This is a genomic window from Chryseobacterium sp. RLHN22 (assembly GCF_051011795.1).
Taxonomy (GTDB): Bacteria; Bacteroidota; Bacteroidia; order Flavobacteriales; family Weeksellaceae; genus Chryseobacterium; species Chryseobacterium zhengzhouense.
The window spans coordinates 62,788-88,295 of record NZ_JBPCHW010000009.1 but is presented as its reverse complement, the minus strand read 5'-3'; the positions used below and the strand labels follow the sequence as shown (position 1 = coordinate 88,295).

Genomic DNA, 25,508 nt, shown 5'->3' with positions numbered 1-25,508 from the left:
TTTTTTTTAACTGAATGTCTTTATTGACACTACAAAATTGCAACAGATTCAATAAAAAATTTTTGCAGATTGGTTCAATTATTTATCATTTTGGTTCAATCGATATTTTGTGGGCGAAATATTATATTTTTCGGTAAAACTTCTTGTGAAATTGGCAAGATCATTAAACCCACATTCAAAGGCAATATCAGAAATGCGTACATCAGAAACAGAAAGCATTCTAGCAGCTTTTTCGAGCTTTTTCGTTCTTATAAAATTCGCAGGCGTATCGTTGTAGAGTTTTGCAAATTCTCTTTTGAAGGAAGAAACACTCAGATTGTTATATTTCGCAAGCTCTTCAATCGTTATTTGGGAAAACAAATGAGCTTCGATGATTTGTCTGAAAGTGTAAGAAGTAGGTGAAAAAAGTTGTGATAATATAATTTGTATTGCTTCCACATTCTGTGTCTGAGAAAGTAAAAGTATAATTTCTTTCAGTTTCAGCACCAGAATATCTTCATTCACCAAAGCTGGGTTTTCAAAATAAAACAATAGTCCTTCAATGTATTTTTGAATCAGAAAATCATTATTAATATGCTCAATAGATTGATTAGAAACCACACTTTTTTGAGATTTTAATAAAAGCGGCAGTTCTTTGTTGTATATTTTTTTGAGAATATCCGGATGGAAATTAATAATGACGATCTCATTGTTGTGATTCATGCTTTCATTACTGATCTGTTTGTCAGATTTGATACAGTTTTGAAATAATGAATGTTTTCCCGGAAGTTTTATTTTTTCATCATCTAATTTGTACTGCATTTCTCCTTCCAACATATACAAAAAGCAAGCATTATCCGTTATCGGAAAATCAAATGTAAAAGGTGACTTCAAAACCAGTTTATGAAGCAGAGGTTTTCCGAAAAGGTCATATTTTTTGTGATCGATTATCATAATGAATACATGATTGCGAAGGTAAATTTATTCAAATAGTTTTGAAGATGAAAGCTTTGATATTTTAATGTATTAAAAAACATCTTTGTTTTTTGAATTAAAAAATCCCGAGAGCTCAAGGTTCTCAGGATTTGAAATTCTACTCTTATTAAGAATTATTCTTTAATCAGTTTTTCATAATATAAACTACCGTCTTTCAAAGTGATTTCGAAATAATAATTTCCTGATTTCAAATCAGAAACGTCAATATTTGCCCCGTCAACCTTCATTGTTTTTACTTTTCTTCCGGTAGATTCGTAAATGTCTACGGATTTAATTTTGTCTACATTTTCAAAATTGACTGTTCCTTTCGCAGGGTTCGGATAGATTTTAAATCTTTGCTTTACATCCGGATGTGCCTCACTTGTCGCTAAACTTGCATCAAATGCCATCACTAAAGTGGCATAACCTCTGTTCGCACCTCCATGATTAGAAAGTGTAAGAGTATTATTACCTCTCGCAACAAAAATTTCAAGATTTCCCGCTGCATTAGGTATCGGGATATCTCCGGGACCTCCATTAAGAGACCTTGTTGCAATCACTGTTCTTGTGGTTCCTGAAACGGTATTTGAAACTACTGTCCAATCTTGTACTGCATCAGGTGTTGGTGGAATTCCCACACCTGTAAAGCCATAGTCACGTGTCGAAGCATCACTGTATATAAATCCGTCTGCACCATTTGCCATTCCGGATGTACCTGCTCCGATTGCAAGGTAAGAATTGCTGGGTCCAACAAGAGTTACCCTTACTATGGATGGTGTAGTTTCAAGTTTAACCGACACTCCGGTAGTTCCCACCGGAAAAAGTGCCGAACTATATTGTGCAAAAGCAAGCGCATTTGCAGCAAAAAACATTGCAATAGATAAAAGTTTTGATTTCATAATTAATTATTTTTTAAGAGATTGATGATATTGTTTTTCTGAGTCTGAATGGCATATTCAAAAGGTTTTACCCCCTGACTGTCTGCCTGGTTTTTGTCGGCCCTGTGAGAAAGGAGTAATTTAACGAGTTCTTCATTACCGGTTTTTACAGCCCAAATCAGAGGAGTTGTTCCTGTGACATCTGCAATATTCGGGTTTGCATTTTTGGCAAGAAGTGCTTCTACCAAATCTTTTTGATATCTAAATGACAATGCTGCCAACGCGGTTCCCTCACTGCTTTTGTAGTTGACATCTTTTACATGGTCGATAAGAAATTTTGCTACTTCAGTATTTCCTCTGTAACAAGCTAAAATTAATGGTGAAAAGCCATTTTCATTGGTTTCGTTAATGATGTTTGGGTTCTGTTTCATCAGTTCTTTTACTTCAGCCACAGTTCCACTTCTTGCCACATCAAAAATAGATTTTGCTTTTTCCTGAGCCGACATTATTGTGAAACCCAGGATAATATTTAAAATAAAAAATATCTTTTTCATTATTTTGAAAGTATATAATTGTATTCGACATTTACATTTTCAGCTACTTTTTTCATAACCATTTTAGGAATAGTTACTTTAAAATCTGCCGGTCTTGCCACAAATGTTCCCTGCATATAAACTTTACCATCTTTGGTGTAAATTGAAGCTGTAGAATTCATCGATTTATCTACCCCATGGAAATTCAAGGTTCCCTGAACCGTATATTTTTGAGGTGATGCGGTCAGTTTTGTTTTATCAAAGTTTGCAATTTTACCTCTAAAAGTTGCCTTAGGATATTTCGCAGTTTCTGCATAGCTTTCGTTAAAATGCTCTTCCATTAGCTTCACCTTAAAATGAAAATTTTTCACTGTAGAAACTGATGCGAAGTCTCCGTTGTCGGCATTAATTATGGCAACATTGTTATCATCCTGCGCAAAAACGTCTTCAAATAATGGCACAGATGCTTCAAACGTTACTTTTCCCGTTTTGGTAGAATATTTCTGAGCAGAAACCATATTTGCAAGACCTAATGCGGTGATTAATAGTATCAGATTTTTCATATTAATAATTTTTAATTTTCGGACAGTCCATCGGCTTTCCATTTTGTAATGATCGTGATTTGTGATGGAGATAAACTTCCGCCTTGGGGCATTTTCAATGGATCTCCTGTTGGTCTGCTGATTCTGTCAATAATATTATCGATATTATTTTTCACCTGAGAATAGTTCGTTAAAGCCTGTACTCCCGGAGAATGGCAACTGACGCAATTCGTTTCAATGATAGGTTTCACATCTTTGTTGTAAGTTACTACTTCTGCAACAGGAGTTTTGTCTGAAATCTCTTCATAGGTTCTGCTATCACAGGCAACTAAAACTACTGCCGATGAAATGATGTACATCAACTTTTTCATAATTAAAAAACTCTATAAAGATTAAACCCAAAGAAAATCTGCCCTTTCTCCCATTTTCCGGAAGCGTTGGTGAGATAACCAATATCTGAATTCAGCTGGGAGTTGGTAAATAAAAGCTGGAACACATGTCCCCCGGTTTCTATATCCATGCCGATTGATAACGGATTTTTATAAAAACTGTGATTATCGAAATTCACAAAATATTCGGCGTTGATAGAGATTCTTTTTGAAATCTTGTAACGACCGCCCAAACCTGTAAGGAACTGATTTTTGTCTTCAACCATTGGTTCGTAAAGGTTTTTGTGAACATAAGATGGCGTTAACTGCAAGGAAAAATTTTCATTAAATCTTCTTGAAATTAAAGCCTGGGTAAGATAGGAAAGACGATCCCCAAATTTTAGATGAGGATAATTGTCTGTGCTGAGATCCGTATTTACAGCCATTACATTGTAACCTACTACATCAAGCGGGAAATTTTCACTTTGTTTTAGCAATTTGTATTTTGCACCACCTTCAAAAGTTTTCAGATTGGTTTCTCTGGAAAGACTTAAAGAAAGCCCGTCTGTAACACCATAAATTACACCCAATTTGGTAGAAGCATCATCTAATCCGAAGAAATCTTTGAAACCTTTGCTTACGTCTCCGAAACGGTGCGCTATTACAACGTACCATTCGTTTTTTGCAGAAAGTTTTGTAGACTGCCCCGTGACAATCTGGAGTGCTTTAAAAGCAGGCGGTGAAGTTTCGGTGTTTTTTGTTTGAATGGTGTCAATATCTTTCAAAAGGTCTTCCTGTGCAAAGGCAAAACCTGAAGTAAATACTGACAAAAAAAGGAGAGTTTTTGTCATACACATAATTGTTTATTATTCGTATGACAAACTTATAGACTTATGCTTCTAAAACTTGGTGATAAAAGTCACCGAGTGAATTGTTTTTATCAATCAGAATGTTAAAAGTTTTAAATAATATTTATTAGCTTAATCTAACATTTTCATTTACAGGCAATTTTATTCCTTCTTTTGTCTGAAAAATTTCTCCTTCATTCTCAACTTTTTTCAAAACTCGGCTCACTACTTCTCTTGAAGTTCCCAAATGATTGGCAATTTCTCTGTGGGTAAGCTTAATAGGATTGTTTCCTGTAGCAGAAATCTGTTGTTTAATATAATTCAGAACTCTTTTATCAAGCTTATGAAAAACAGCATCATTTACCATATCCATGACATCAGCAAAACGCTTTTCGTATTCGCCATAAAAAAGTCTGTTGATCTGAGGAAATTTTATCAGCCATTCATGCACCACAGCAACAGGAATCAGAATAACTTCAGAATCTTCTTCTGCCACAGCATAAATCCTGCTTGTATAATCTGTAAAAATAGACGAGAATGTCATCAGACAGCTGTCATTCGGTCTGATATAATAATAAATAAGTTCCCTGCCATCATTTAAAGAAAACACCCTGATTAATCCTTTGATTAAAAAGGGAACAAATTTATTTTTCTGACCTTCTCTGATGACTTCCGTTTTAGCTTTAATATTCGTTAGAATCGCATGCTTTTTAAGCTCTGTTGAAAAATCATTACCAAGAAAACCAAATTTATCTGAAATAAATTGATTATTTATCATATTTTGAATCATATCCAAAAACAAAGATAATCAATTGAGAAATCTGTATTACAATTTTTATTTGGATTTTTTAGAATTATATTAGTTCAGGTAAAATAAAAATGCCCCAGTTTTTTACTGGGGCATCCTTTTTATGTATAAGAAATCCTATGCGTTAACGTTGTTTCCTCCTAATACGAAAGGCTCAACTTCTTTGATTTCTCCGAATTGCTGCTCATAGTTAGCAACATTTTGCTTAAGAGCTTCTAAAACTCTCTTAGCATGAAGCGGAGCCAAGATTACTCTTGATCTTACGTTTGCCTGTTGTACACCCGGCATCAACTGGATGAAATCTACAACAAACTCAGATGGAGAGTGGTTTACCAAAGCTAGGTTACAGTAAACTCCAGAAGCTACCATTTCGTTAAGCTGGATGTTGATGTTGTTAGGATCGTTGTTTTGATTTTGATTGTCCATTTTTCTTATTTAATGTTTTAAAAAGTTCAAGTTTCAAAAATAAAAAAAACTTTGAAGCCTGAACATTATTTTTTATTTATTTTACTTCGAGATGCGTGATTCGGGATACAAAATGTGCATCCCGAAACACGAAACTCATATTAGTTTAAGTCTTCGAATTCTTTCTTAGAACCTACGATTACATTCTGGTACTCTTTAAGACCTGTCCCTGCAGGAATTCTGTGTCCTACAATTACATTTTCTTTAAGACCATTCAATGCATCGATCTTACCGGCAACAGCTGCTTCGTTAAGAACTTTCGTAGTTTCCTGGAACGATGCTGCAGACATGAACGACTTGGTCTGAAGAGCAGCTCTTGTAATACCTTGCAATACAGGCGTTGCTGTAGCGGGTAAAGCTTCTCTTACCTCAACTAATGCCTGATCTTCACGCTTCAGTTTAGAGTTTTCGTCTCTCAATTCTCTTGCAGTGATCATCTGTCCTGGCTTGAATACTTTAGAATCTCCGGCTTCAGTAACTACCTTAAGACCAAATACTCTGTTGTTTTCTTCCAAGAAATCGTATTTGTGCTCCAGAGCTCCTTCAAGGAACTGAGTATCACCTCCGTCAACGATAGAAACTTTTGTCATCATCTGTCTTACGATGATTTCGAAGTGCTTGTCGTCGATTTTTACCCCCTGAAGACGGTAAACTTCCTGAATTTCATTTACTAAATATTCCTGAACTGCAGTTGGGCCTTTAATTCTCAAGATATCTTCCGGAGTGATTGAACCGTCAGAAAGTGGCGAACCAGCTCTCACGAAGTCATTCTCCTGTACCAAGATCTGGTTTGATAATTTAACTAAATAAATTTTTCTTTCACCAGTTTTAGCCTCAACGATCAATTCACGGTTACCTCTCTTAATTTTTCCGTAAGAAACTACCCCATCGATTTCTGTAACAACCGCCGGGTTTGAAGGGTTTCTTGCTTCGAATAATTCGGTAACTCTCGGAAGACCTCCGGTGATATCCCCTGCTTTTGCAGATTTTCTCGGGATTTTTATTAAGACTTTACCAGCCTTAATTTTCTCACCATCGTTTACCATTAAGTGAGCTCCTACAGGTAAGTTGTATCCTTTTTGTTCAACACCTTTAGAATCTACTACTTTTAAAGTAGGTACTGCCTTCTTATTTCTAGATTCAGAGATTACTTTTTCTTCGAAACCTGTAGCTTCGTCGATCTCCAACTGGAATGAAACCCCTTGGATAATATCTTCGTATTCTACTTTACCTGAAGTTTCAGCAATGATTACTGCGTTGTAAGCATCCCATCTACAGATTGTATCTCCTTTTTTCACTTTATCACCTGGTTTTACAGATAATATAGATCCGTAAGGAACGTTAGCAACCATTAATGGAGTTCTTGCTTCGTTATCAGCAACCAATCTGAATTCTGTTGAACGAGAAACTACAACTTCAGTTGTATTACCGTTTTCATCTTCAGAAGTAATCGTTCTTACCTCATCCATTTCAACGATACCGTCTCTTCTTGCAACAATTGAAGGATTTTCTGATACGTTACCTGCTGTACCCCCTTGGTGGAAGGTTCTCAATGTAAGCTGAGTTCCCGGTTCCCCAATTGACTGTGCTGCAATTACACCTACTGCCTCACCCATGTGGATCATCTTACCTGTAGCTAGGTTTCTACCATAACATTTAGCACAGATACCTTTTTTAGTTTCACAAGTAAGTGGAGAACGTACTTCAACAGCTTCTAATCCTGCTTCTTCAATTCTCTTCGCTAACTGCTCAGTAATTACCTGATCTGCTTCAGCGATTAATTCATCACTTTCAGGATCGTAGATATTGTGTAAAGATACTCTACCTAAGATTCTTTCAGAGATTTTTTCAACAATCTCGTCATTTTTCTTAAGTGCAGTAACTTCTGTACCTCTTAACGTTCCACAGTCGTCTTCTGTAACGATAACGTCCTGGGCAACGTCTACCAATCTTCTTGTTAAGTAACCAGCATCGGCGGTTTTAAGAGCGGTATCCGCAAGACCTTTACGAGCACCGTGGGTAGAGATAAAATATTCTAGGATGGAAAGACCTTCTTTAAAGTTTGCAAGGATCGGGTTTTCGATGATCTCCGCACCGGTAGAACCAGCTTTCTGCGGTTTCGCCATCAAACCTCTCATCCCTGATAACTGACGGATCTGTTCCTTAGAACCCCTCGCTCCAGAGTCAAGCATCATGTATACAGAGTTAAATCCACCTTGGTCAACCTTCATTCTGCTCATGATCATTTCAGTTAATCCTGCGTTGGTATTAGTCCAAACGTCGATTACCTGGTTATAACGTTCTGTATCAGTAATTAGACCCATGTTATAGTTAGCTCTAATTTCGTCTACAGTTTCGATTGATTGTGCAATCATCTGCTTTTTCTCAACAGGAACTACAATATCCCCTAATGAGAACGAAAGACCTCCTTTAAATGCGTTTGAATATCCTAAGTCTTTCATTGCATCCAGGAACTTCACTGTTGTAGGGAAATCTGTATCAGCAAGGATCTTACCGATAACGTTTCTTAATGATTTCTTAGTTAAAAGCTCATTAATATATCCCACTTGTTTAGGTACAATCTGGTTGAATAAGATTCTACCTACTGAAGTTTCGATTAATCTTGTAACGATTTGTCCGTCTTCTTTAACTGGTAGTCTACATCTTACTTTAGCATTTAAAGATACTCTGCCTTCTGCATAAGCGATTTCCGCTTCTTCAGGAGAATAGAAAGCAAGACCTTCACCTTTTACTTTCATATCTTCAGTAGAACTTAATTCTTTAGTCATGAAATAAAGACCAAGAACCATGTCCTGAGAAGGTACCGTAATCGGGGAACCGTTTGCCGGGTTCAAGATGTTTTGAGAACCTAACATCAATAACTGAGCTTCAAGGATCGCTTCAGGGCCTAACGGTAAGTGTACCGCCATCTGGTCACCGTCGAAATCGGCGTTGAATGCTGTTGTTACCAATGGGTGTAGCTGGATTGCCTTACCTTCGATCATCTTAGGTTGGAAAGCCTGAATACCCAGTCTGTGAAGCGTAGGTGCTCTGTTCAGTAGAACAGGGTGACCTTTCATCACGTTTTCCAGGATATCGTAAACTACCGGTTCTTTTCTATCAATAATTCTCTTTGCAGATTTTACTGTTTTTACAATACCTCTCTCAATTAGTTTTCTAATGATAAACGGTTTGTATAATTCCGCAGCCATATCTTTAGGAATACCACACTCGTGAAGCTGTAAGTTTGGACCTACAACAATTACCGAACGCGCAGAGTAATCCACCCTTTTCCCTAGTAAGTTCTGACGGAAACGACCCTGCTTACCTTTCAATGAATCTGAAAGTGATTTCAATGGTCTGTTTGATTCAGATTTTACTGCAGAAGATTTTCTTGTATTATCGAATAATGAATCTACTGATTCCTGAAGCATACGCTTCTCGTTTCTCAAGATTACTTCCGGAGCTTTGATCTCCAATAATCTCTTCAAACGGTTGTTTCTAATGATAACTCTTCTGTAAAGGTCATTCAAATCGGAAGTAGCGAAACGTCCACCATCCAACGGAACCAATGGTCTTAGTTCTGGCGGGATAACCGGAAGCACACGCATAATCATCCACTCCGGTCTGTTGATCATTCTTGTATTAGCACCTCTCAATGCTTCTACAACATTTAATCTTTTAAGAGCTTCAGTTCTTCTTTGTTTTGAACCTTCATTGTGAGCTTTGTGTCTCAAGTCGAAAGACAATGCATCAAGATCGATTCTTTTTAATAATTCCTCAACAGCTTCAGCACCCATTTTAGCGATGAATTTGTTTGGATCAGAATCGTCAAGATACTGGTTTTCGATCGGAAGAGTTTCCATAATATCCAGATACTCTTCTTCTGTTAAGAACTCCATGCTTTCGAAATCAGAACCGTCTAATTTCTTAGCAATACCTTGCTGGATCACTACATATCTTTCGTAGTAGATGATCATATCTAATTTCTTAGAAGGAATTCCTAAAAGGTAACCGATTTTGTTCGGTAAAGAACGGAAATACCAGATGTGAGCGATAGGAACAACAAGGTTGATGTGACCGATTCTCTCTCTACGTACTTTTTTCTCTGTAACCTCTACACCACAACGGTCACAAACGATCCCTTTGTAACGAATTCTCTTGTATTTACCACAAGCACATTCGTAATCCTTGATAGGACCGAAGATCTTTTCGCAGAACAAACCATCTCTTTCAGGTTTATGCGTTCTGTAGTTAATAGTTTCCGGTTTAAGAACTTCACCTCTTGAGTCTTGTAAAATAGACTCAGGAGAAGCTAAACCGATGGTTATTTTATTAAATCTACTTGATTTATTTTTATTTGACATAATTTTTTAAATTAATTTGAAATTTGACATTTGATATTTGAGATTGTTTACTCAAACATCATTAATCAATTTTATAAAATTTATTCAGAAGTTGGGATTTGAAACATTCCTGAAATCCTGCGAAGAGAATTTCAAATTTCAAACCTCAAATTTCAAATTATTCTTCCAGTCTTACGTCTAATCCAAGACCTTGTAACTCGTGAAGTAATACGTTGAATGATTCCGGAATACCTGGTTCAGGCATTGCTTCACCTTTCGCAATCGCTTCATAAGTTTTTGCTCTACCAATCACGTCATCCGACTTCACTGTCAGGATTTCTCTCAAGATATTTGATGCTCCGAATGCTTCAAGAGCCCAAACCTCCATCTCCCCGAATCTCTGACCACCAAACTGAGCTTTACCTCCTAACGGCTGCTGAGTAATCAATGAGTAAGGACCGATAGAACGTGCGTGCATTTTGTCATCAACCATGTGACCTAATTTCAACATGTAAATGATACCCACTGTCGCAGCCTGTGTAAATCTCTCTCCGGTACCACCATCATAAAGGTGCGTGTGACCGAATTTAGGAAGACCTGCTTTCTCAGTGTACTCAGTAATCTGATCAAGACTTGCTCCGTCGAAGATTGGCGTAGCGAACTTCAATCCTAATTTTCTACCTGCCCATCCAAGAACAGTTTCGTAGATCTGACCGATGTTCATACGAGAAGGTACCCCAAGTGGATTCAATACGATATCTACCGGTGTTCCGTCTTCAAGGAATGGCATATCTTCTTCACGAACGATTCTCGAAACGATACCTTTGTTACCGTGACGACCCGCCATTTTATCTCCTACGTTCAGTTTACGTTTTTTAGCGATATACACTTTAGCCAACTTCATGATACCTGCAGGAAGCTCATCTCCGATAGAAATTGCGAATTTCTCACGGTTTTTAACTCCCTGAATATCGTTGAATTTGATTTTATAGTTGTGAATTAACTGTTTAATTAATTCATTCTTATCGTTATCAACTGTCCAATCTGCACCGCTTACGTTTACATAGTCTTCAACTGAAGTCAATAATTTGTGAGTAAATTTCACACCTTTACCGATGATTTCTTCATCTAAGTCGTTGGTAACTCCCTGAGAAGTCTTACCGCTTACCAGTGTATTTAATTTTTCAATTAAATTATTTCTCAACTCATCAAACTTAGCTTTATAAGTGTTTTCAATCTCTTCAAGCTTCAGTTTTTCTTCAGTTCTTTTCTTTTTATCTTTAATGTTTCTTGAGAACAATTTTTTATCGATAACAACACCTCTTAATGATGAATCTGCTTTCAATGAAGCATCTTTCACATCACCAGCTTTGTCACCGAAGATTGCTCTAAGAAGTTTTTCTTCAGGAGTCGGGTCAGATTCACCTTTTGGAGTGATCTTACCAATCATGATATCACCAGGCTTCACTTCAGCACCGATTCTGATCATACCATTCTCGTCAAGATCTTTCGTAGCTTCTTCAGAAACGTTTGGAATATCTGCAGTAAGCTCTTCCATACCTAATTTGGTATCACGAACTTCAAGAGAATATTCATCCACGTGAATTGAAGTAAACCAGTCTTCACGAACCACTTTTTCGTTGATTACGATCGCATCCTCGAAGTTATAACCCTTCCAAGGCATGAACGCAACCACTAAGTTTCTACCAAGAGCCAATTCTCCGTTTTCAGTAGCATAACCGTCGCAAAGAACCTGTCCTTTTTCTACTGTTTCACCTACTCTTACGTTTGGTCTTAAAGTAATGGTTGTACTCTGGTTGGTTTTTCTGAACTTAGTAAGATTATATGTTTTCGTAGCAGATTCGAATGATACTAGATCTTCGTCTTCGCTTCTTTCGTATTTGATAACGATTTTGTCAGCATCTACATATTCTACAGTACCTGTACCTTCAGCATTGATCAAAATTCTTGAATCTTTAGCAACCTGCTGCTCCAGACCAGTACCTACGATCGGAGCCTGTGGCTTCAACAATGGCACAGCCTGACGCATCATGTTTGATCCCATCAAAGCACGGTTCGCATCATCATGCTCCAAGAAAGGAATTAATGAAGCTGAAATACCAGAAATCTGGTTTGGTGCAACGTCGATCAAATTAACTTCAGAAGGCTCAACAACAGGATAATCACCGTCTAGACGCGCAATAATTCTGTCTGTTTCGAAGTCTCCGCTATCGCTCAACTCAACGTTTGCCTGAGCAATTACTTTATCTTCTTCGTCTTCTGCATTTAAGTAAATCGGATCTGCATTTAAATCAACTTTACCGTTTTCTACTTTTCTATAAGGAGTTTCGATGAAACCTAAAGTATTGATTTTAGCATAGATACCTAAAGATGAAATCAAACCGATGTTTGGTCCTTCCGGAGTTTCAATCGGACAAATTCTTCCATAGTGCGTATGGTGAACGTCTCGAACCTCGAAACCTGCTCTTTCTCTTGATAAACCACCAGGTCCTAATGCAGAAAGTCTACGCTTGTGCGTGATTTCTGAAAGCGGGTTGGTCTGGTCCATGAACTGAGAAAGCTGGTTGGTACCAAAGAACGAGTTAATTACTGATGTTAAAGTTTTAGCATTAACAAGATCAAGCGGAGTAAAGATTTCGTTATCTCTAACGTTCATTCTTTCCTTGATTGTTCTTGCAATTCTTGAAAGACCTACACCGAACTGACCTGCCAATTGCTCACCCACAGTTTTAATTCTTCTGTTTGATAAGTGGTCGATATCATCAACCTCAGCTTTAGAGTTTACCAACTCGATCAAGTGTCTTACAATCGCAATGATATCTTCTTTTGTAAGAACTTCAGTTGTATCAGGAATATTCAGACCTAATTTTTTGTTTAGTCTGTAACGCCCAACTTCACCTAATGAATATCTTTGCTCAGAGAAGAATAATTTTTCAATAATTCCTCTTGCAGTTTCCTCATCTGGCGGATCTGCATTTCTTAACTGACGATAAATATACTCTACCGCTTCCTTCTCAGAGTTGGTAGGGTCTTTCTGTAATGTATTCTGGATGATAGAGAATTCGTTGCTGTTTTCTTTGTGAATCAGAATCGATTTCACACCAGCGTCAAGAATAAGATCTAAATGTTCTTTTTCAAGAACAGTCTCTCTATCCAGGATGATTTCGTTTCTTTCGATAGAAACTACCTCACCGGTATCTTCGTCTACGAAATCTTCGAACCAAGTGTTCAATACTCTCGCAGCCAATACTCTTCCTTCTACTTTTTTAAGGGCAGCTTTAGAAACTTTCACTTCTTCAGCAAGGTCGAAGATCTGAAGGATATCCTTATCAGATTCAAAACCGATCGCTCTTAATAAAGTCGTTAATGGTAATTTTTTCTTACGGTCGATATACGCGTACATTACGCTGTTGATATCGGTCGTAAATTCCATCCAAGATCCTTTGAAAGGAATAATTCTTGAATAATAAAGTTTAGTTCCGTTTGCGTGGTAAGTCTGCCCGAAGAATACCCCAGGAGATCTGTGTAGCTGAGTTACGATAACACGCTCTGCTCCATTGATAATGAATGAACCAGACGGAGTCATATAAGGAACCGGACCTAAATAAACATCCTGAACTACAGTTTGGAAATCCTCATGCTCAGGGTCTGTACAGTACAATTTAAGTCTCGCCTTCAGAGGAACTGAATACGTTAAACCTCTTTCCACACACTCATCGATTGAGTAACGTGGTGAATCTACCAAATAATCTAAAAACTCAAGTACAAACTGGTTTCTGGAATCGGTAATTGGAAAGTTTTCCTGGAAGGTCTTGTGCAAACCTTCTTTCTTTCTGTCCTCAGGAAGTGTATCTAACTGGAAAAACTCTTTAAAAGACTCCAACTGGATATCCAAGAAATCCGGAGTAATGATTTTTCCTTTAGCCGAAGAGAAATTAATTCTCTCCACTCCCCTAGTTGTTGATGTTGTTTTACTCATAAAACTTTTAAGAAAGGGTTAAAAAATATTTTGTTTTTATTCAAAAATATCAGATTGAGAAAGAAACAAGACAAAAGTAAAAAAGCAAAAGTGTTTTGGCGCTCACGTAAGGACCTTATTTACATTGTTTTAAATCTTTATCAAATCTAACTGCAACACCGGTATATCTTTTCACGGCGTAGTGCAAAATATTTTTATTTTATCTGATGGGATTAAAATAACAGAAACACCATAAATACAAAACCCTCTTTCAAATCCATGAAAGAGCTGATTTTCAATATTTTACTGTATTATGTTTAATTTTAGCGCCAAAAGAGACTGCAAATTTACAATATTTTTATTTCATACACAACAAAAAACCACTTCAAAATGAAGTGGTTATGAATTAACAAATTAATCTTATTAATCTGTTTTAATGCTTATTTAGCCTGAATAATTATAGAATTGCATTAGATTTATTTCCAATAATTCCATTTTGATCCGTCATATACTGCCAAAGAATTACTTTGAGTATCATAGCACATCATCCCCGGATAAGGACTCTTCACAGTAGTATGCGGATTTCTTATATGTGGCAAAATCATTGCTTTATTTGCAGACTCCAGAACCAATACCCCAGAAGCAGCGGATGTATTTGCACCAAGGATAACACCTCCATTTTGCCCTGTGCTTGTGTTATTCAGATCAACAGGAATATCATTTCCGGCATCTGATAAATTTACCCAAGCTCCATTTGTAAACATTCTGACCATTCTTAATGCACGATCGAAAATAAATGTACCATTATTCGGGTTGTTTGTAGTCGGTGTAGTTGCCCCGTACGTAGGTGACGCGGCTACCGCAGGAAGGATGATCCCGTTTTCATTGGTTGTTGCAGGATCTGTAGAAGCTTCCGTAGCAGTTGCTCCGGCAAAATCTAAAATCGTATTTGCACCTTTAACAGACTGTTTACCAATAGCAATTTGTGCATTCACAAGACAACCACCAAAAATTAAAAACCCTCCAAGTATATTATTTAGTTTCATTTTTTCTCAATTTTAGATTAATAATCGTTACAGCTTTTTTTCAGACATCTCCAGAATGATCCGTTGTATAATTTTACACACTGATCTGCTATATCATAGATTAGCATTCCTTTTTTAGGCTCTGTAATCACTCCAGAATTTGCAACACGGGTAATAACAAACCCTTTATCTTTTGATTCTAAAGCTATAAAACCATTCGGTACACCTTCCGGCCATCTCGACAATTTATTTAGCGTCGTAATTCCAAATTTTGTTGGCGCACCTCCGGTTGTTGATGAGCCGTCTTTTGTACATGTACAGTTGTTGGCATAAGCTCCTGCAGCATCATAATAAGCAACAGTAATCACCGACCCTACAATTCTACATTTCCCTGAAGCTACTGTGAAAAAGCCATAATAAGTGCCGGGTCCCACCGATGTAACATTAGCAATAACAGGACTATTAACATCATTAGTTGCATGCCATTCTACTTCACTAGGGTTTGCCTCCTGAACAGCGTTATTCAAGTTTGCCGTTGTACCCTGACAAATATTTAAGTTCTGAATTCTTGGTCCCGCATCAGCACCACAAACCACTAAAATTGCGGTTGAGTAACTGTAGGTATTAGGATTACCTCCAAGCTCCGATCCATCCCCCATACTTCCATTAGTTTTATGACCTACATAACCAAAGAACTGCGAACATTTTTTAACGTTAACAGTCGTATGACCACCAGTTTCAATAGCCACCACTTCATCTGTCACACTTAAGCCGTTAGCATTTGTTGATTGTCCCGGCATATAGATTGGGTCATAATTTCCGCTATTTGTGCCTCCCAGCATATTACCTGAATTATTCCCCCATGCCCATTGCTTAAAATTCGTTGTTAATACGTTTATTGCCGCTGTATTTGAATATGTCGAATGCTCATTTGGCGAAATATAGGCTATATTTTCCAACACCCCGGTTCCCTGTCCATTCTGGTTTGTAACTTTCTGAGGCTGTACCCATCCTGTTCGTTCCGTTGTAGTACCATCTCCCAGTTGCTTGTTTGTGTTATTACCCATCCCATAAAGTTTTCCATCGGTAGCCAAAAGATAATAGCTGTGAGTAGGTATTGCAGCTTGAGTAGATTTATATTGGGTCATACCAATCATTTTAGGAACTGCACCGGCAGGCGCTGTAACTTCAGTTGCATAAGTTCGGTTGGCTGCTGCGGCGCCATTATTTATATAGGTGTTTGTTCCCCATGTATAAAGCTTTCCTGTAGATGTTAAAGCAAACATAGCATACTGCGATCCTCTCATTGCTACGACATTTGCAAGATTGGGATTACCTGCATCAGCAGTTTTCACACGGTGCCAGACACCACTATTGGCTGTATTATCTACTGTTCCATCACCATTTTTAGAACCCATACCAGATAAAACCCAAGCTTCACCTGTACATGTAACAATTGCAAGAGTAAGGGGAGCACCAAACATCATTTTTACATCAGTCGGATTTACTCCCGGCGGTAAACCATCACTTTTTCCGTTTACCGTTATCTTATTAAATGTTGCATTGTTGGTAATACTGTTACTAATTAAAGTGTTCACTGTACCCCAGACATACAATCCATCAGTGGTTAATATAGCAAACTGCTGCGAACTAGCCTCTACACTGGCTGCTGCAACCCTCAAAGGACTACCTGTATAGTTATAATTTACAGTAGTAACCGAAGCATTTGGTGCAATAACTGTTGGCGTATAAATAGCCTTTACTCCATCACTCCCGGCTCCTTGTCCCCAAATTTTAAATGTTCCGTCTTTTTCTTTTGCCATAGATGAATGGAAGACAGAAATCATATTATCATATTCCAAAGTATTCGGATCTGTGCTATACACAAAAGCATTTGAATTACATCCGGAAATACAATATTGCGCTTTTATTCCAGACAAAATTCCGGTTAGGAAAAGCGAAAACACTGTTAATACATATATATTTTTCATCATCATTATTGAATTTTTTGAGTTAAGGAATATGATTGTACTTGTCCGTTCATATCTTTAAAGTCTAACATCATGTAATTTCCTTTTTCAGCAACACCATCAAGCAAAAAAGCAAGCGTATTCACTCCAGGCTTTAATATCGTTTTATTTTTCAGCGTCCCGAAAACTGAAGTATTTACACCGGCAGTCTTCAGACCATATTCATAAACTGCATTTTCATTTTTTACAGAAGAGTAATGTACATTTACAGTTACCACAATACCTTTTGCAGATTGCCCACCTTTAATATTTTTTGAAAATTTTAATGTAGACCAGTCAAACTGCATTTTCGTGTCACTTACTGTTATGTTTAATTTTGAAGGATATTGAGCATGTTCACATGAGCCTTGAGTATGTACATGATTTTCGTGAACCGACAGAATATAGCTCCCCGGAACATCGAAGATCTTATCAGCAAAGTCTCCTTTTCCGCTGCTTATCAGCTCTCCGTTTGAATTTGCAAGCTCCCAGCTTACCTCTGGATTAAACAAGTACGAAAATGGTGTATTATAAGATATCGTAACATCTTCCACCGTTTCTTTTTCCTGTTTAAGATTCTCTTGTGCTAAAAGTAAATTTGCAGTGAAAAGCAAAGCAAATAATTGCAATTTGCCCACTGTCAAATTTGAGTACCATTTTTTCATTTAATTAATTTATTTTTTATATTTTTTTTAAGAAAAGGCAATGAAAGTCCCACAACTAAAAAACGACTGTTATAGTTGGAGATAAAATATTGCCAAAGAATTTATTTACACTTATTAATAAGCATTAAATAAAAGAAAGTATGGGAAGTGAGGGAGGTGGTCTTACAGAGAAAACCCGGGCATAACAGAAATCTAAAGATTTGCTGTTGTAATTTGTATATTTATGTATATCCCGCTTATCTAAAACACCCCAGTTTAGATGTTGTTTTTCTAAAACAATAAACTTATTCAGATCATACGTTCGCTGTCCCGGCGAGAGATATTCGTGATTTAAATTTGTAAGAGAAATAATTTCCTGCTGAGAAGGAAAAGCATGTAAATTCTTGGCGTCGAAAGTTTTCTTAAGGGACTCAAACTCCGCAATTTTTTCCCTATTCTTTTTTAGCTCTTTTCTTTTCTCCGCTAATGCCTTTTCTTTGAAATCATCTGAAGGGGATTTTTTAGAGACCGCTACCAGAACATTTTTTTGACCTTTATAGGAGACATCTCCATTTTCTAAAGAAACTTTACCAGAGCTTATTTGCTCATTGAAGTCTGGATCCGTAGAATAAATCATTGTCCCCTGACTAAGAACAATTTTTGTTTTAAAATCAGTCCCATTGTCTACCTGAGCATGTAAAGTCTGACAAAAACAAACAATTATTACAATACTATAAAGCAAAAGAATTTTCAGGCTTTTTCGAAAGCCTGAGTTTTGAAATTCAGAATTAAGAGTTAATAAATCTCTTTTCAATTGCGTTCAGTTAGGGAATTGCAAAAGTACTAATAATATTCAATTATAATACAAAAGGATGTACTAAATTTAACATTATTGTATATTAATATTTTTTAATAATACTTTATGAAATATATTTCAAATCCATAATTCCTCACAGCAAATATTACCCGATGATGAAAGGTTTTATTGTATCCGAATTAACAAATCAATATATCCCGCAATACTCAGAATGTGCGTGTGAGCAAAACGAAACCCAGCGTATTAGATTTAGGTGTAATAACGGAAGAATATCCCACGAAAACCTTATGTGAAAGTCTACATAAGCGTTTCAGAAAAGATATTACAGCAGTGAATACAGTCATAACAGTCGATATGAACGATGCAACCAATGGAACTGCTGACAATACTGTTGTTTCTTATTTTCCATAATTCTCGAACTTTATAATTTGTATTTCAAATTATGTATATCTCATATCTGATTATCAAAAATCCCCAGTTTACAATAAAACTATGGGGATTTTTAATTAATATAGTGATGATTTGGTTTAAGTATCTATTATTTTTACAACAATTTTTATGCCTAATAAAAACCATTAAAAAATTCTACCATAGTTTTGTTTAAACCTATAACCAAAATTCCCCAACGTAAAGTTGAGGAATTTAATAATCTGAAAGATATATAATAAATGATTTAATGGTGCCCAGAACCTTTCAAAGTCCATGCCACAAACATTTTTTAACCAAACTAGCCGTACTTATTATTAAAATTATTGTTTAGAAAAAAATAAGATACTTTCTTTTTATCTTTTTTTGCAGGTTTTCCTTTTTCCTTTTCTTTCAATGAGTCTTTTGTAATGTGGCCACTACCCTTTCTTGGTTCAGTCATTTCCAAATTCTTACCACCTTGCTTATTTTTCGTATAAGCAACAGCAGCCTTATCCCGTATGATTTTTTTATTCGATATCTGGCGATTGAAAGATTTATCAGCTGAAAAAAGAGTTGCTCCATCCTTTAAACTAATGCTTGCTTTGGGAATAAGCTTTAAAGAATCTTTAACCTGAGCTTTCAGTAATGAACAAGATAAACAAAACACGATTAGTAAAATGGCAGTATGAACTGCACATATTTTAGAATTAAATGCTATTTTCAATTTAATTTTTTAGAGTTAGCGATCGAGTAACGCAGCAAATATATACATATTGCGTGTTCAATCGTAAATAATTTTCACTAATATTTAAATTATTTTAAATAAAATCATAAATTACAACAAAAATGACTGAAAATATTCTTATAATTCTTTGTTATTATCATCTGGCTACTTAATAAAGCTTTTAGATTATGATCTCCAATACGACCAAAATGTTCCGTTAAATACGGCCAAAAGCTTTTTTGTAGTATCATAGACCATCATTCCAGGTGAGGGATTCATAATATTAAGATGCGGATCAGCAACTTTTGGCAATATCATCGCCTTATCGGTATCTTCCAGAACCAAAATTCCCGGAGTTGATGAAGGCTCACCGATTGAAACTTTTGCATTAGGATTCTCGTTAGCAGCATCCTGAATTGCAACCCCATCTACATTAGTAACAGGATCTATGGTCTTACCTTCACTATTTACTGAAAGATCTTTCCATCCGCTCACATATTTTACTTTTACTTTTTTATCATTAAGTGCATAGACCATAGTTCCGTCAACCGCTCCTGCAACATCATCTGTATTGGTTACCCACGGTAAAAGTAAGCCTCGGTTTTGGTTTCCAAACTCAAGAGATACCGAGTTACTTGAAACCGATGATTTGCCTATTGCAACCTGAGAAAACCCTGTCATGGAAATTATCGAGAAAATAATTATAGCTAAATTTTTCATTTTATATTAATTAATTGTGGGACATGTTTGAGTGGTGAAGCATTTCCATCCGGTTGCCGTACCGGTTGTATTGATCTGAAGACAGTCATCTGTAATATTATAAACCATCATTCCTTCTCTCAGCTCAGTTTCAGGAATTGATTTTATTTGGGAAGTAGTTAATCTGTTGGGTACAAACCCTTTTGTTTTCGATTCTAGAGCAGTCCATGCTCCAGTTCTTACTATTGGCCATTTATCTGTTGAGTTTTCAGCTCTGTTTAAGGATGTAATACCGTGTTGAGTAGTTAGTCGTGGAGTTCCTGTGATATTTGCAGGGTTGTAACAAATACATCCGTTGATTGTAAAGTCCTGGCTTGAACCAATTCCCTGTCCGACTTCTGACGTAGGTATCTGATCAGTATTATCTGCAATTCCATTATTACCTGAAGTATTTTCAGAAGCAGGATTGACTAATTCCGGAACCCCGTTTGATTGAGCAGTTTTACTGACCACCTGAACCGGACTACCTGTTGTAATACCGTCCGCTAAAACTTTTATCTGACCTCGATAATTATAATTGGGATCACTCATTGGCAAATTTAATGCATGAACCTGCTCATATTTTACAAATTCAGAGCCTTCTATTGCATCAGGACAGCCATCACCGTCACTATCAGTATCAAATTGATTAGAGATCCCATCACCATCAGGATCACAGAAACCATTCTTCACACCTCTACCATTACCCGTTATATAGGTAACTCCTACAACACTTTGACTTAGAACAACGGTATTGCTACCCGTTCTATTCCAATTAATTGTATTAAAATAATTCCCATTATAAAGTTTTAGAGGATATAAATGCCCGTTAGAAGACTTACTTCCAAACATTTCGACACTACCATTTTTGTGTATAATAACTCTTACTAAGGGATTGGAGGCATTACCTGTCATAGAATAAATGTGGGGAACTCCTCCTAAACCATATCGTGAACCATCTTCAAATCTTATATTATCAGTCTGATCATATTGGAATTCTATTTCGTTCACAGCCAGATTAACCCCATTAATGTTTAGATTAAAAGAATTATCCAAACTATATACGTCAAAAATAAATCCTAAATCAGCAGCCGGAGCCATAAAAGTAACTGTATTACCATTAGTTGAATTAAAATCAGTATTAACGACAAGATCAGGACATTCATAAATATCAAGTATTCCGTCATTATCTGAATCTAAATCTACGTCATTTCCAATTCCGTCAGAATCAGAATCAATACTGATGCTGTTGGCAGGGCAAGTAAATGTAAAATCTATTATAGATGGTTGTGATGTCAGCTTTTTTACAACAATATCATCAATGTAATAATCATTGCCATTACCACCAGTAAAAATGTTTTGCAGTGAAAGCGTAGCTACTGTATTGTTACAACTTCCTGTAGGAGTTTTGAAAGTAAGCTTGTATTCCTGCCAATCAGATGACGGAGCGGTGATTGCTCCTGTAGAAACACCACCAAGTTCGGAACCTGAAACAGGGTCTTTAATTGATAATCTTGTTTGTGTAGTCTGATTAACCACATAAATCCAAAACGAAACTTCATAATATGAATCTGCTGCAAAGCTAAAGTTTCTTTCATAGAAAGCTGTGTTGGGAGCTTGTGCATTAATCGCTAATACGGCACCATGGGTATCGCCCGCCGTATGATCTTCCGTATATCTGTTAGCACCTTCAAATGGTGGTGTGGAAGGATCCGGCAAAGTCCAGAAGTAATATCCCGGAACTACTCCGGAATATATAAATTCAGGGGCAACAACAGCATAATATGAATTATCAATATTAGTATCTGTATAACTATTAGAGTGGGCTTTTGAAGTTCCGTAATTAAAAGATGCTGTCGGAACATAAGGAGAGGTTTTTCTACCGTAATCATTGGTTGTGTTTGGTGACAGGCTTGTTCCGAAATCTTCCAGAAAGACTGTTTGAGCATAATGTAAATTAAATAGTAAAACAATTATTATCTGTATAAGTTTTTTCATTATTTAAGATTAAATATTTTATGTAATTTCTCTTAAAATAAAGTAAGTTCACAATGGTTATTTTTTAGTAAATAGAAAAAAATATTGGTGGGGGCCTCACAGAATAGGCCTTTGTGAAGCTACTTCTATGATCTCTTTTTTTGTAACAGCAGAATTTTTTATCCTTAAGATATCCCCCTGAATGTTTTAAGATTAGTATATTTTCAGCAAATACTTTTTGTATTTGTGAATTGACAACAACTAAACAATCCCTACCTGAACATATAAAAATATTAAAATCTGTAGTTTTGTTATTGTTTGCACAGTAATCCTGATTAAAATTGTTAAGAGTTATCTTGACAGTTTTAGATTTACTTGTACTTTTCAGATCTACCCATTTTTTATACTTTTTTACATTCTTTTTTGGAAGAGTAAGGGCAATCGATTGCGCAGTAAGCTTTAAAGTTTCAGAATTTTCTAAGAGAATAAAACTTGAATTTTCTAAAGTAATTTTATTTTCAAGAATCTGCTGATTAAAAAAAGCATCAGATGAATAAATTTCAACACCTTGTTGAAGAGAAATTTGAGAATTTGAAACCGTGTACTCAATCCCATCCTGAGCAACAAATACACTTCTGAAAAGTATCAAGCAGATAAAAGAAAGATAAAATATCTTACGTTTTAGCGTAAACAATAATTGCAAAATTAAAAGTTTTAAAAGTCTTATCATTATCTCTTTTCTGCGGTGCAAAAATACGAATTATTATCATAAAAACAACGACCACAATAGTATAACTCATTGATTTTAATTGCATTAAAAAAATAAATTAAAAATTTAATTCACAATAAGTTATTTTTTAATTAAAATTGTTTAGCAAAAAAAAATAAATTCAGATTATATTACTTTATAAAATACCATTCAATGAAAAATATTGCTTCCAAAAGAAACAATATAAATTATATGTCTCAAATAATAAATGAAGTTTGAATATTAGATTTAACAAAAAAAAGAAGCGATAAACTAAGTTTATCGCTTCCTTATATTTAAAAAATTGAAATTATTTCAATTCTACTTCAGCACCAGCTTCTTCTAATTGCTTCTTAAGAGCTTCAGCTTCGTCTTTAGAAACACCTTGCTTCAATGGAGCAGGAGCACCGTCTACGATATCTTTAGCTTCTTTAAGACCAGCACCAGTTAAATCTTTTACCAATTTAACGATAGCTAATTTAGAAGCACCTGCAGACTTAAGAATTACGTCGAATTCAGTCTTTTCTTCAGCAGCTTCACCAGCACCACCTGCAGCAACTACTACAGCAGCAGCAGCTGGCTCAATTCCGTACTCATCCTTAAGGATAGCAGCTAATTCGTTTACGTCTTTTACTGTTAAGTTTACTAGCGTTTCAGCTAAATTTTTTAAATCTGACATTGTTGTAATGTTTTTTGTTGATTATTTATTTAATTTTTTGAGTGTAATTATTCAGCAGCTGGCGTTTCGTCAGTGCTTTCTGCAGCAGGAGCTTCCGGAGCTGCCTCAGCAGGAGTTTCTTCTACTGCAGGAGTAGCAACTTCTTCAGTTGTAGCTTCTCCAGCTTCAGATTTGTTTTGAAGAGCAGAAACAACTCTCTGGATTGGAGACTGAAGTAATCCGATGATTTCACCGATCATTTCTTCTCTAGACTTGATGCTTACTAAAGTATCAAGGTTATTGTCACCAATATAGAAAGTTTCCTGAACGAAAGCAGATTTTAAAGCCGGCTTTTCGTCTTTCTTTCTGAAATCTTTGATTAATTTCGCAGGAGCATTAGCCGTCTCAGAAATCATGATTGCTGAGTTCCCTTTGAAAGACTGGAACATCTCAGAGTAATCTACTCCTTCGATTTGCTCCATTGCTTTTTGCAAAAGTGTATTTTTTACAACTTTTACTTTAATATTTTGCTTGAAAGCCTGTCTTCTGAAATCAGAAGCTTTACCAGCGTTCAATCCTTCTAGATCTGCAACATATACTACTTTAGCATCCTGAAGCAAGTCTTTGATCTCTTGTATCGCTACAACTTTTTGGTCTTTTGTCATTGTCTTAAGGATTATAAATTAGTTAACAGATTTAGTATCGATTGCAATACCAGGACTCATTGTAGAAGACAAATAGATAGACTTCACATAAGTTCCTTTAGCAGCAGTTGGCTTCATTTTGATCAAAGTCTGGATCAATTCCTGAGCATTCTCCTTGATTTTAGCAGCATCGAAAGATACTTTACCAATACCAGCGTGGATAATACCGTATTTGTCTACTTTAAAGTCAATTTTACCCGCTTTTACTTCAGTTACTGCTTTACCAATTTCCATTGTTACAGTACCTGATTTAGGGTTAGGCATCAAACCTCTTGGTCCTAATACTCTACCCAATGGTCCTAATTTACCCATAACAGCAGGCATGGTAACGATAACGTCAACATCTGTCCAACCGTCTTTGATTTTTTGTAAATATTCGTCAAGACCTACATAATCAGCACCAGCTTCTTTAGCTTCTGCTTCTTTATCCGGAGTTACTAAAGCCAAAACTTTAACATCTTTACCAGTTCCGTGAGGAAGAGATACAACACCTCTTACCATTTGGTTTGCTTTTCTTGGATCTACACCCAATCTTACAGCGATATCTACAGAAGCATCAAACTTCGCAGTATTTACCTCTTTTACAAGCGCAGAACCTTCTTCAAGATTATAAAATCTTCCTTTCTCTACTTTGCTTGCAACTTCTTTTTGCTTTTTTGTCAATTTTGCCATTTCTCTAAGTATTAAGCGTTAAAAGTTGGTTTAGTTCCTGTTACTCTTAATCCCATAGATCTAGCAGTACCTGCTACCATAGAAACTGCAGAATCCAAAGTAAAACAGTTAAGGTCAGTCATCTTGTCTTCAGCGATCTTTTGAACCTGAGCCCAAGATACAGCACCTACTTTGTTTCTGTTTGGTTCTCCGGAACCTCCTTTGATCTTAGCCGCATCCATCAACTGGATTGCTGCAGGTGGAGTTTTAATAACGAATTCAAAAGATTTGTCTTCGTACACTGTAATTACTACAGGTAAAACTTGCCCTGGCTTGTCCTGAGTTCTTCCGTTAAATTGCTTACAAAACTCCATGATGTTCACACCTGCAGAACCCAAAGCCGGACCTACTGGTGGAGAAGGGTTAGCAGCGCCACCTTTCACCTGAAGTTTTACCATTTTAAAGACTTTTTTAGCCATTTTTTGTTTTTTAAATTTGAATAATTAATGAGTTTGGAAGCATTTATTATTCAGCAGGTTACCCATTCTCACATTAGATGAACCTACTTTTCGGATTGCAAAAGTATAAAATATTTTTGAAATAGCAAATTAATTGTTTGAGTTTTAGTCAGATAATCAAAATCTTTTTTAGTATTAAAAATTGTAGCAAGCAGCAGAAAGCGCA

General features: G+C 36.2%; 22 protein-coding genes. All 22 read right to left on the bottom strand.

Going from position 1 to position 25,508, the window contains the following annotated elements; genetic code table 11:
• Positions 1-78: 78 nt before the first annotated feature.
• The 22 genes from ACR1PN_RS11130 to rplK all read right to left on the bottom strand — a co-directional run bounded on the left by ACR1PN_RS11130 (position 79) and on the right by rplK (position 25,303).
• Positions 79-933 (bottom strand): helix-turn-helix domain-containing protein, encoded by an 855-nt coding sequence (locus ACR1PN_RS11130; RefSeq protein WP_433980090.1) that lies wholly within the window; start codon positions 931-933, stop codon positions 79-81.
• 155 nt (positions 934-1,088) lie between these two features.
• Positions 1,089-1,853 carry a T9SS type A sorting domain-containing protein gene (locus ACR1PN_RS11125; protein ID WP_433980089.1) on the bottom strand — a complete coding sequence of 255 codons (765 nt, stop codon included), beginning with the start codon at positions 1,851-1,853 and terminating at the stop codon, positions 1,089-1,091.
• Between the two features lie 2 nt (positions 1,854-1,855).
• Positions 1,856-2,386: an ankyrin repeat domain-containing protein gene (locus ACR1PN_RS11120; RefSeq protein WP_433980088.1), complete on the bottom strand. Its 531-nt coding sequence runs from the start codon at positions 2,384-2,386 to the stop codon at positions 1,856-1,858.
• On the bottom strand, positions 2,386-2,928 hold the full coding sequence (locus ACR1PN_RS11115; RefSeq protein ID WP_433980087.1) for a YceI family protein: 543 nt from the start codon (positions 2,926-2,928) through the stop codon (positions 2,386-2,388). The genes ACR1PN_RS11120 and ACR1PN_RS11115 overlap by 1 nt, the downstream gene beginning before the upstream one ends.
• A gap of 11 nt (positions 2,929-2,939) precedes the next feature.
• On the bottom strand, positions 2,940-3,278 hold the full coding sequence (locus tag ACR1PN_RS11110) for a c-type cytochrome (protein WP_433980086.1): 339 nt from the start codon (positions 3,276-3,278) through the stop codon (positions 2,940-2,942).
• Between the two features lie 2 nt (positions 3,279-3,280).
• Positions 3,281-4,126 (bottom strand): DUF5777 family beta-barrel protein, encoded by an 846-nt coding sequence (locus ACR1PN_RS11105; protein WP_433980085.1) that lies wholly within the window; start codon positions 4,124-4,126, stop codon positions 3,281-3,283.
• Between the two features lie 124 nt (positions 4,127-4,250).
• Entirely contained in the window at positions 4,251-4,901 is a 651-nt protein-coding gene (locus ACR1PN_RS11100; protein ID WP_433980084.1) for a Crp/Fnr family transcriptional regulator, read from the bottom strand.
• 147 nt (positions 4,902-5,048) lie between these two features.
• Positions 5,049-5,357 (bottom strand): DUF3467 domain-containing protein, encoded by a 309-nt coding sequence (locus tag ACR1PN_RS11095; RefSeq protein WP_034679169.1) that lies wholly within the window; start codon positions 5,355-5,357, stop codon positions 5,049-5,051.
• A 140-nt stretch (positions 5,358-5,497) separates the two neighbouring features.
• Positions 5,498-9,763 (bottom strand): DNA-directed RNA polymerase subunit beta', encoded by a 4,266-nt coding sequence (gene rpoC, locus ACR1PN_RS11090; RefSeq protein ID WP_433980083.1) that lies wholly within the window; start codon positions 9,761-9,763, stop codon positions 5,498-5,500.
• A 157-nt stretch (positions 9,764-9,920) separates the two neighbouring features.
• The gene (gene rpoB / locus ACR1PN_RS11085; protein ID WP_433980082.1) at positions 9,921-13,742 is read right to left on the bottom strand and encodes a DNA-directed RNA polymerase subunit beta; all 3,822 of its coding nucleotides are present in this window, start codon (positions 13,740-13,742) and stop codon (positions 9,921-9,923) included.
• A 455-nt stretch (positions 13,743-14,197) separates the two neighbouring features.
• The gene (locus tag ACR1PN_RS11080; protein WP_433980081.1) at positions 14,198-14,767 is read right to left on the bottom strand and encodes a hypothetical protein; all 570 of its coding nucleotides are present in this window, start codon (positions 14,765-14,767) and stop codon (positions 14,198-14,200) included.
• Positions 14,768-14,784: 17 nt separating this feature from the next.
• Complete coding sequence (locus ACR1PN_RS11075) at positions 14,785-16,737, bottom strand: hypothetical protein (RefSeq protein WP_433980080.1); 1,953 nt, start codon at positions 16,735-16,737, stop codon at positions 14,785-14,787.
• A 5-nt stretch (positions 16,738-16,742) separates the two neighbouring features.
• A complete protein-coding gene (locus tag ACR1PN_RS11070; RefSeq protein ID WP_433980079.1) occupies positions 16,743-17,420 on the bottom strand; it encodes a hypothetical protein in 678 nt (225 codons plus the stop codon).
• 124 nt (positions 17,421-17,544) lie between these two features.
• Complete coding sequence (locus tag ACR1PN_RS11065) at positions 17,545-18,213, bottom strand: hypothetical protein (RefSeq protein WP_433980078.1); 669 nt, start codon at positions 18,211-18,213, stop codon at positions 17,545-17,547.
• A 730-nt stretch (positions 18,214-18,943) separates the two neighbouring features.
• On the bottom strand, positions 18,944-19,348 hold the full coding sequence (locus ACR1PN_RS11060) for a hypothetical protein (protein ID WP_433980077.1): 405 nt from the start codon (positions 19,346-19,348) through the stop codon (positions 18,944-18,946).
• Positions 19,349-19,534: 186 nt separating this feature from the next.
• Positions 19,535-20,068 (bottom strand): hypothetical protein, encoded by a 534-nt coding sequence (locus ACR1PN_RS11055; RefSeq protein ID WP_433980076.1) that lies wholly within the window; start codon positions 20,066-20,068, stop codon positions 19,535-19,537.
• A gap of 6 nt (positions 20,069-20,074) precedes the next feature.
• Complete coding sequence (locus ACR1PN_RS11050; protein ID WP_433980075.1) at positions 20,075-22,084, bottom strand: thrombospondin type 3 repeat-containing protein; 2,010 nt, start codon at positions 22,082-22,084, stop codon at positions 20,075-20,077.
• Positions 22,085-22,148: 64 nt separating this feature from the next.
• On the bottom strand, positions 22,149-22,793 hold the full coding sequence (locus tag ACR1PN_RS11045) for a hypothetical protein (protein ID WP_433980074.1): 645 nt from the start codon (positions 22,791-22,793) through the stop codon (positions 22,149-22,151).
• A 328-nt stretch (positions 22,794-23,121) separates the two neighbouring features.
• A complete protein-coding gene (rplL, locus tag ACR1PN_RS11040; protein WP_076390710.1) occupies positions 23,122-23,490 on the bottom strand; it encodes a 50S ribosomal protein L7/L12 in 369 nt (122 codons plus the stop codon).
• A 47-nt stretch (positions 23,491-23,537) separates the two neighbouring features.
• A complete protein-coding gene (gene rplJ, locus ACR1PN_RS11035) occupies positions 23,538-24,134 on the bottom strand; it encodes a 50S ribosomal protein L10 (protein WP_433980073.1) in 597 nt (198 codons plus the stop codon).
• Between the two features lie 18 nt (positions 24,135-24,152).
• Complete coding sequence (rplA, locus tag ACR1PN_RS11030) at positions 24,153-24,845, bottom strand: 50S ribosomal protein L1 (protein WP_378180827.1); 693 nt, start codon at positions 24,843-24,845, stop codon at positions 24,153-24,155.
• A gap of 11 nt (positions 24,846-24,856) precedes the next feature.
• Positions 24,857-25,303: a 50S ribosomal protein L11 gene (gene rplK, locus ACR1PN_RS11025; protein WP_072955489.1), complete on the bottom strand. Its 447-nt coding sequence runs from the start codon at positions 25,301-25,303 to the stop codon at positions 24,857-24,859.
• Positions 25,304-25,508: the final 205 nt, after the last annotated feature.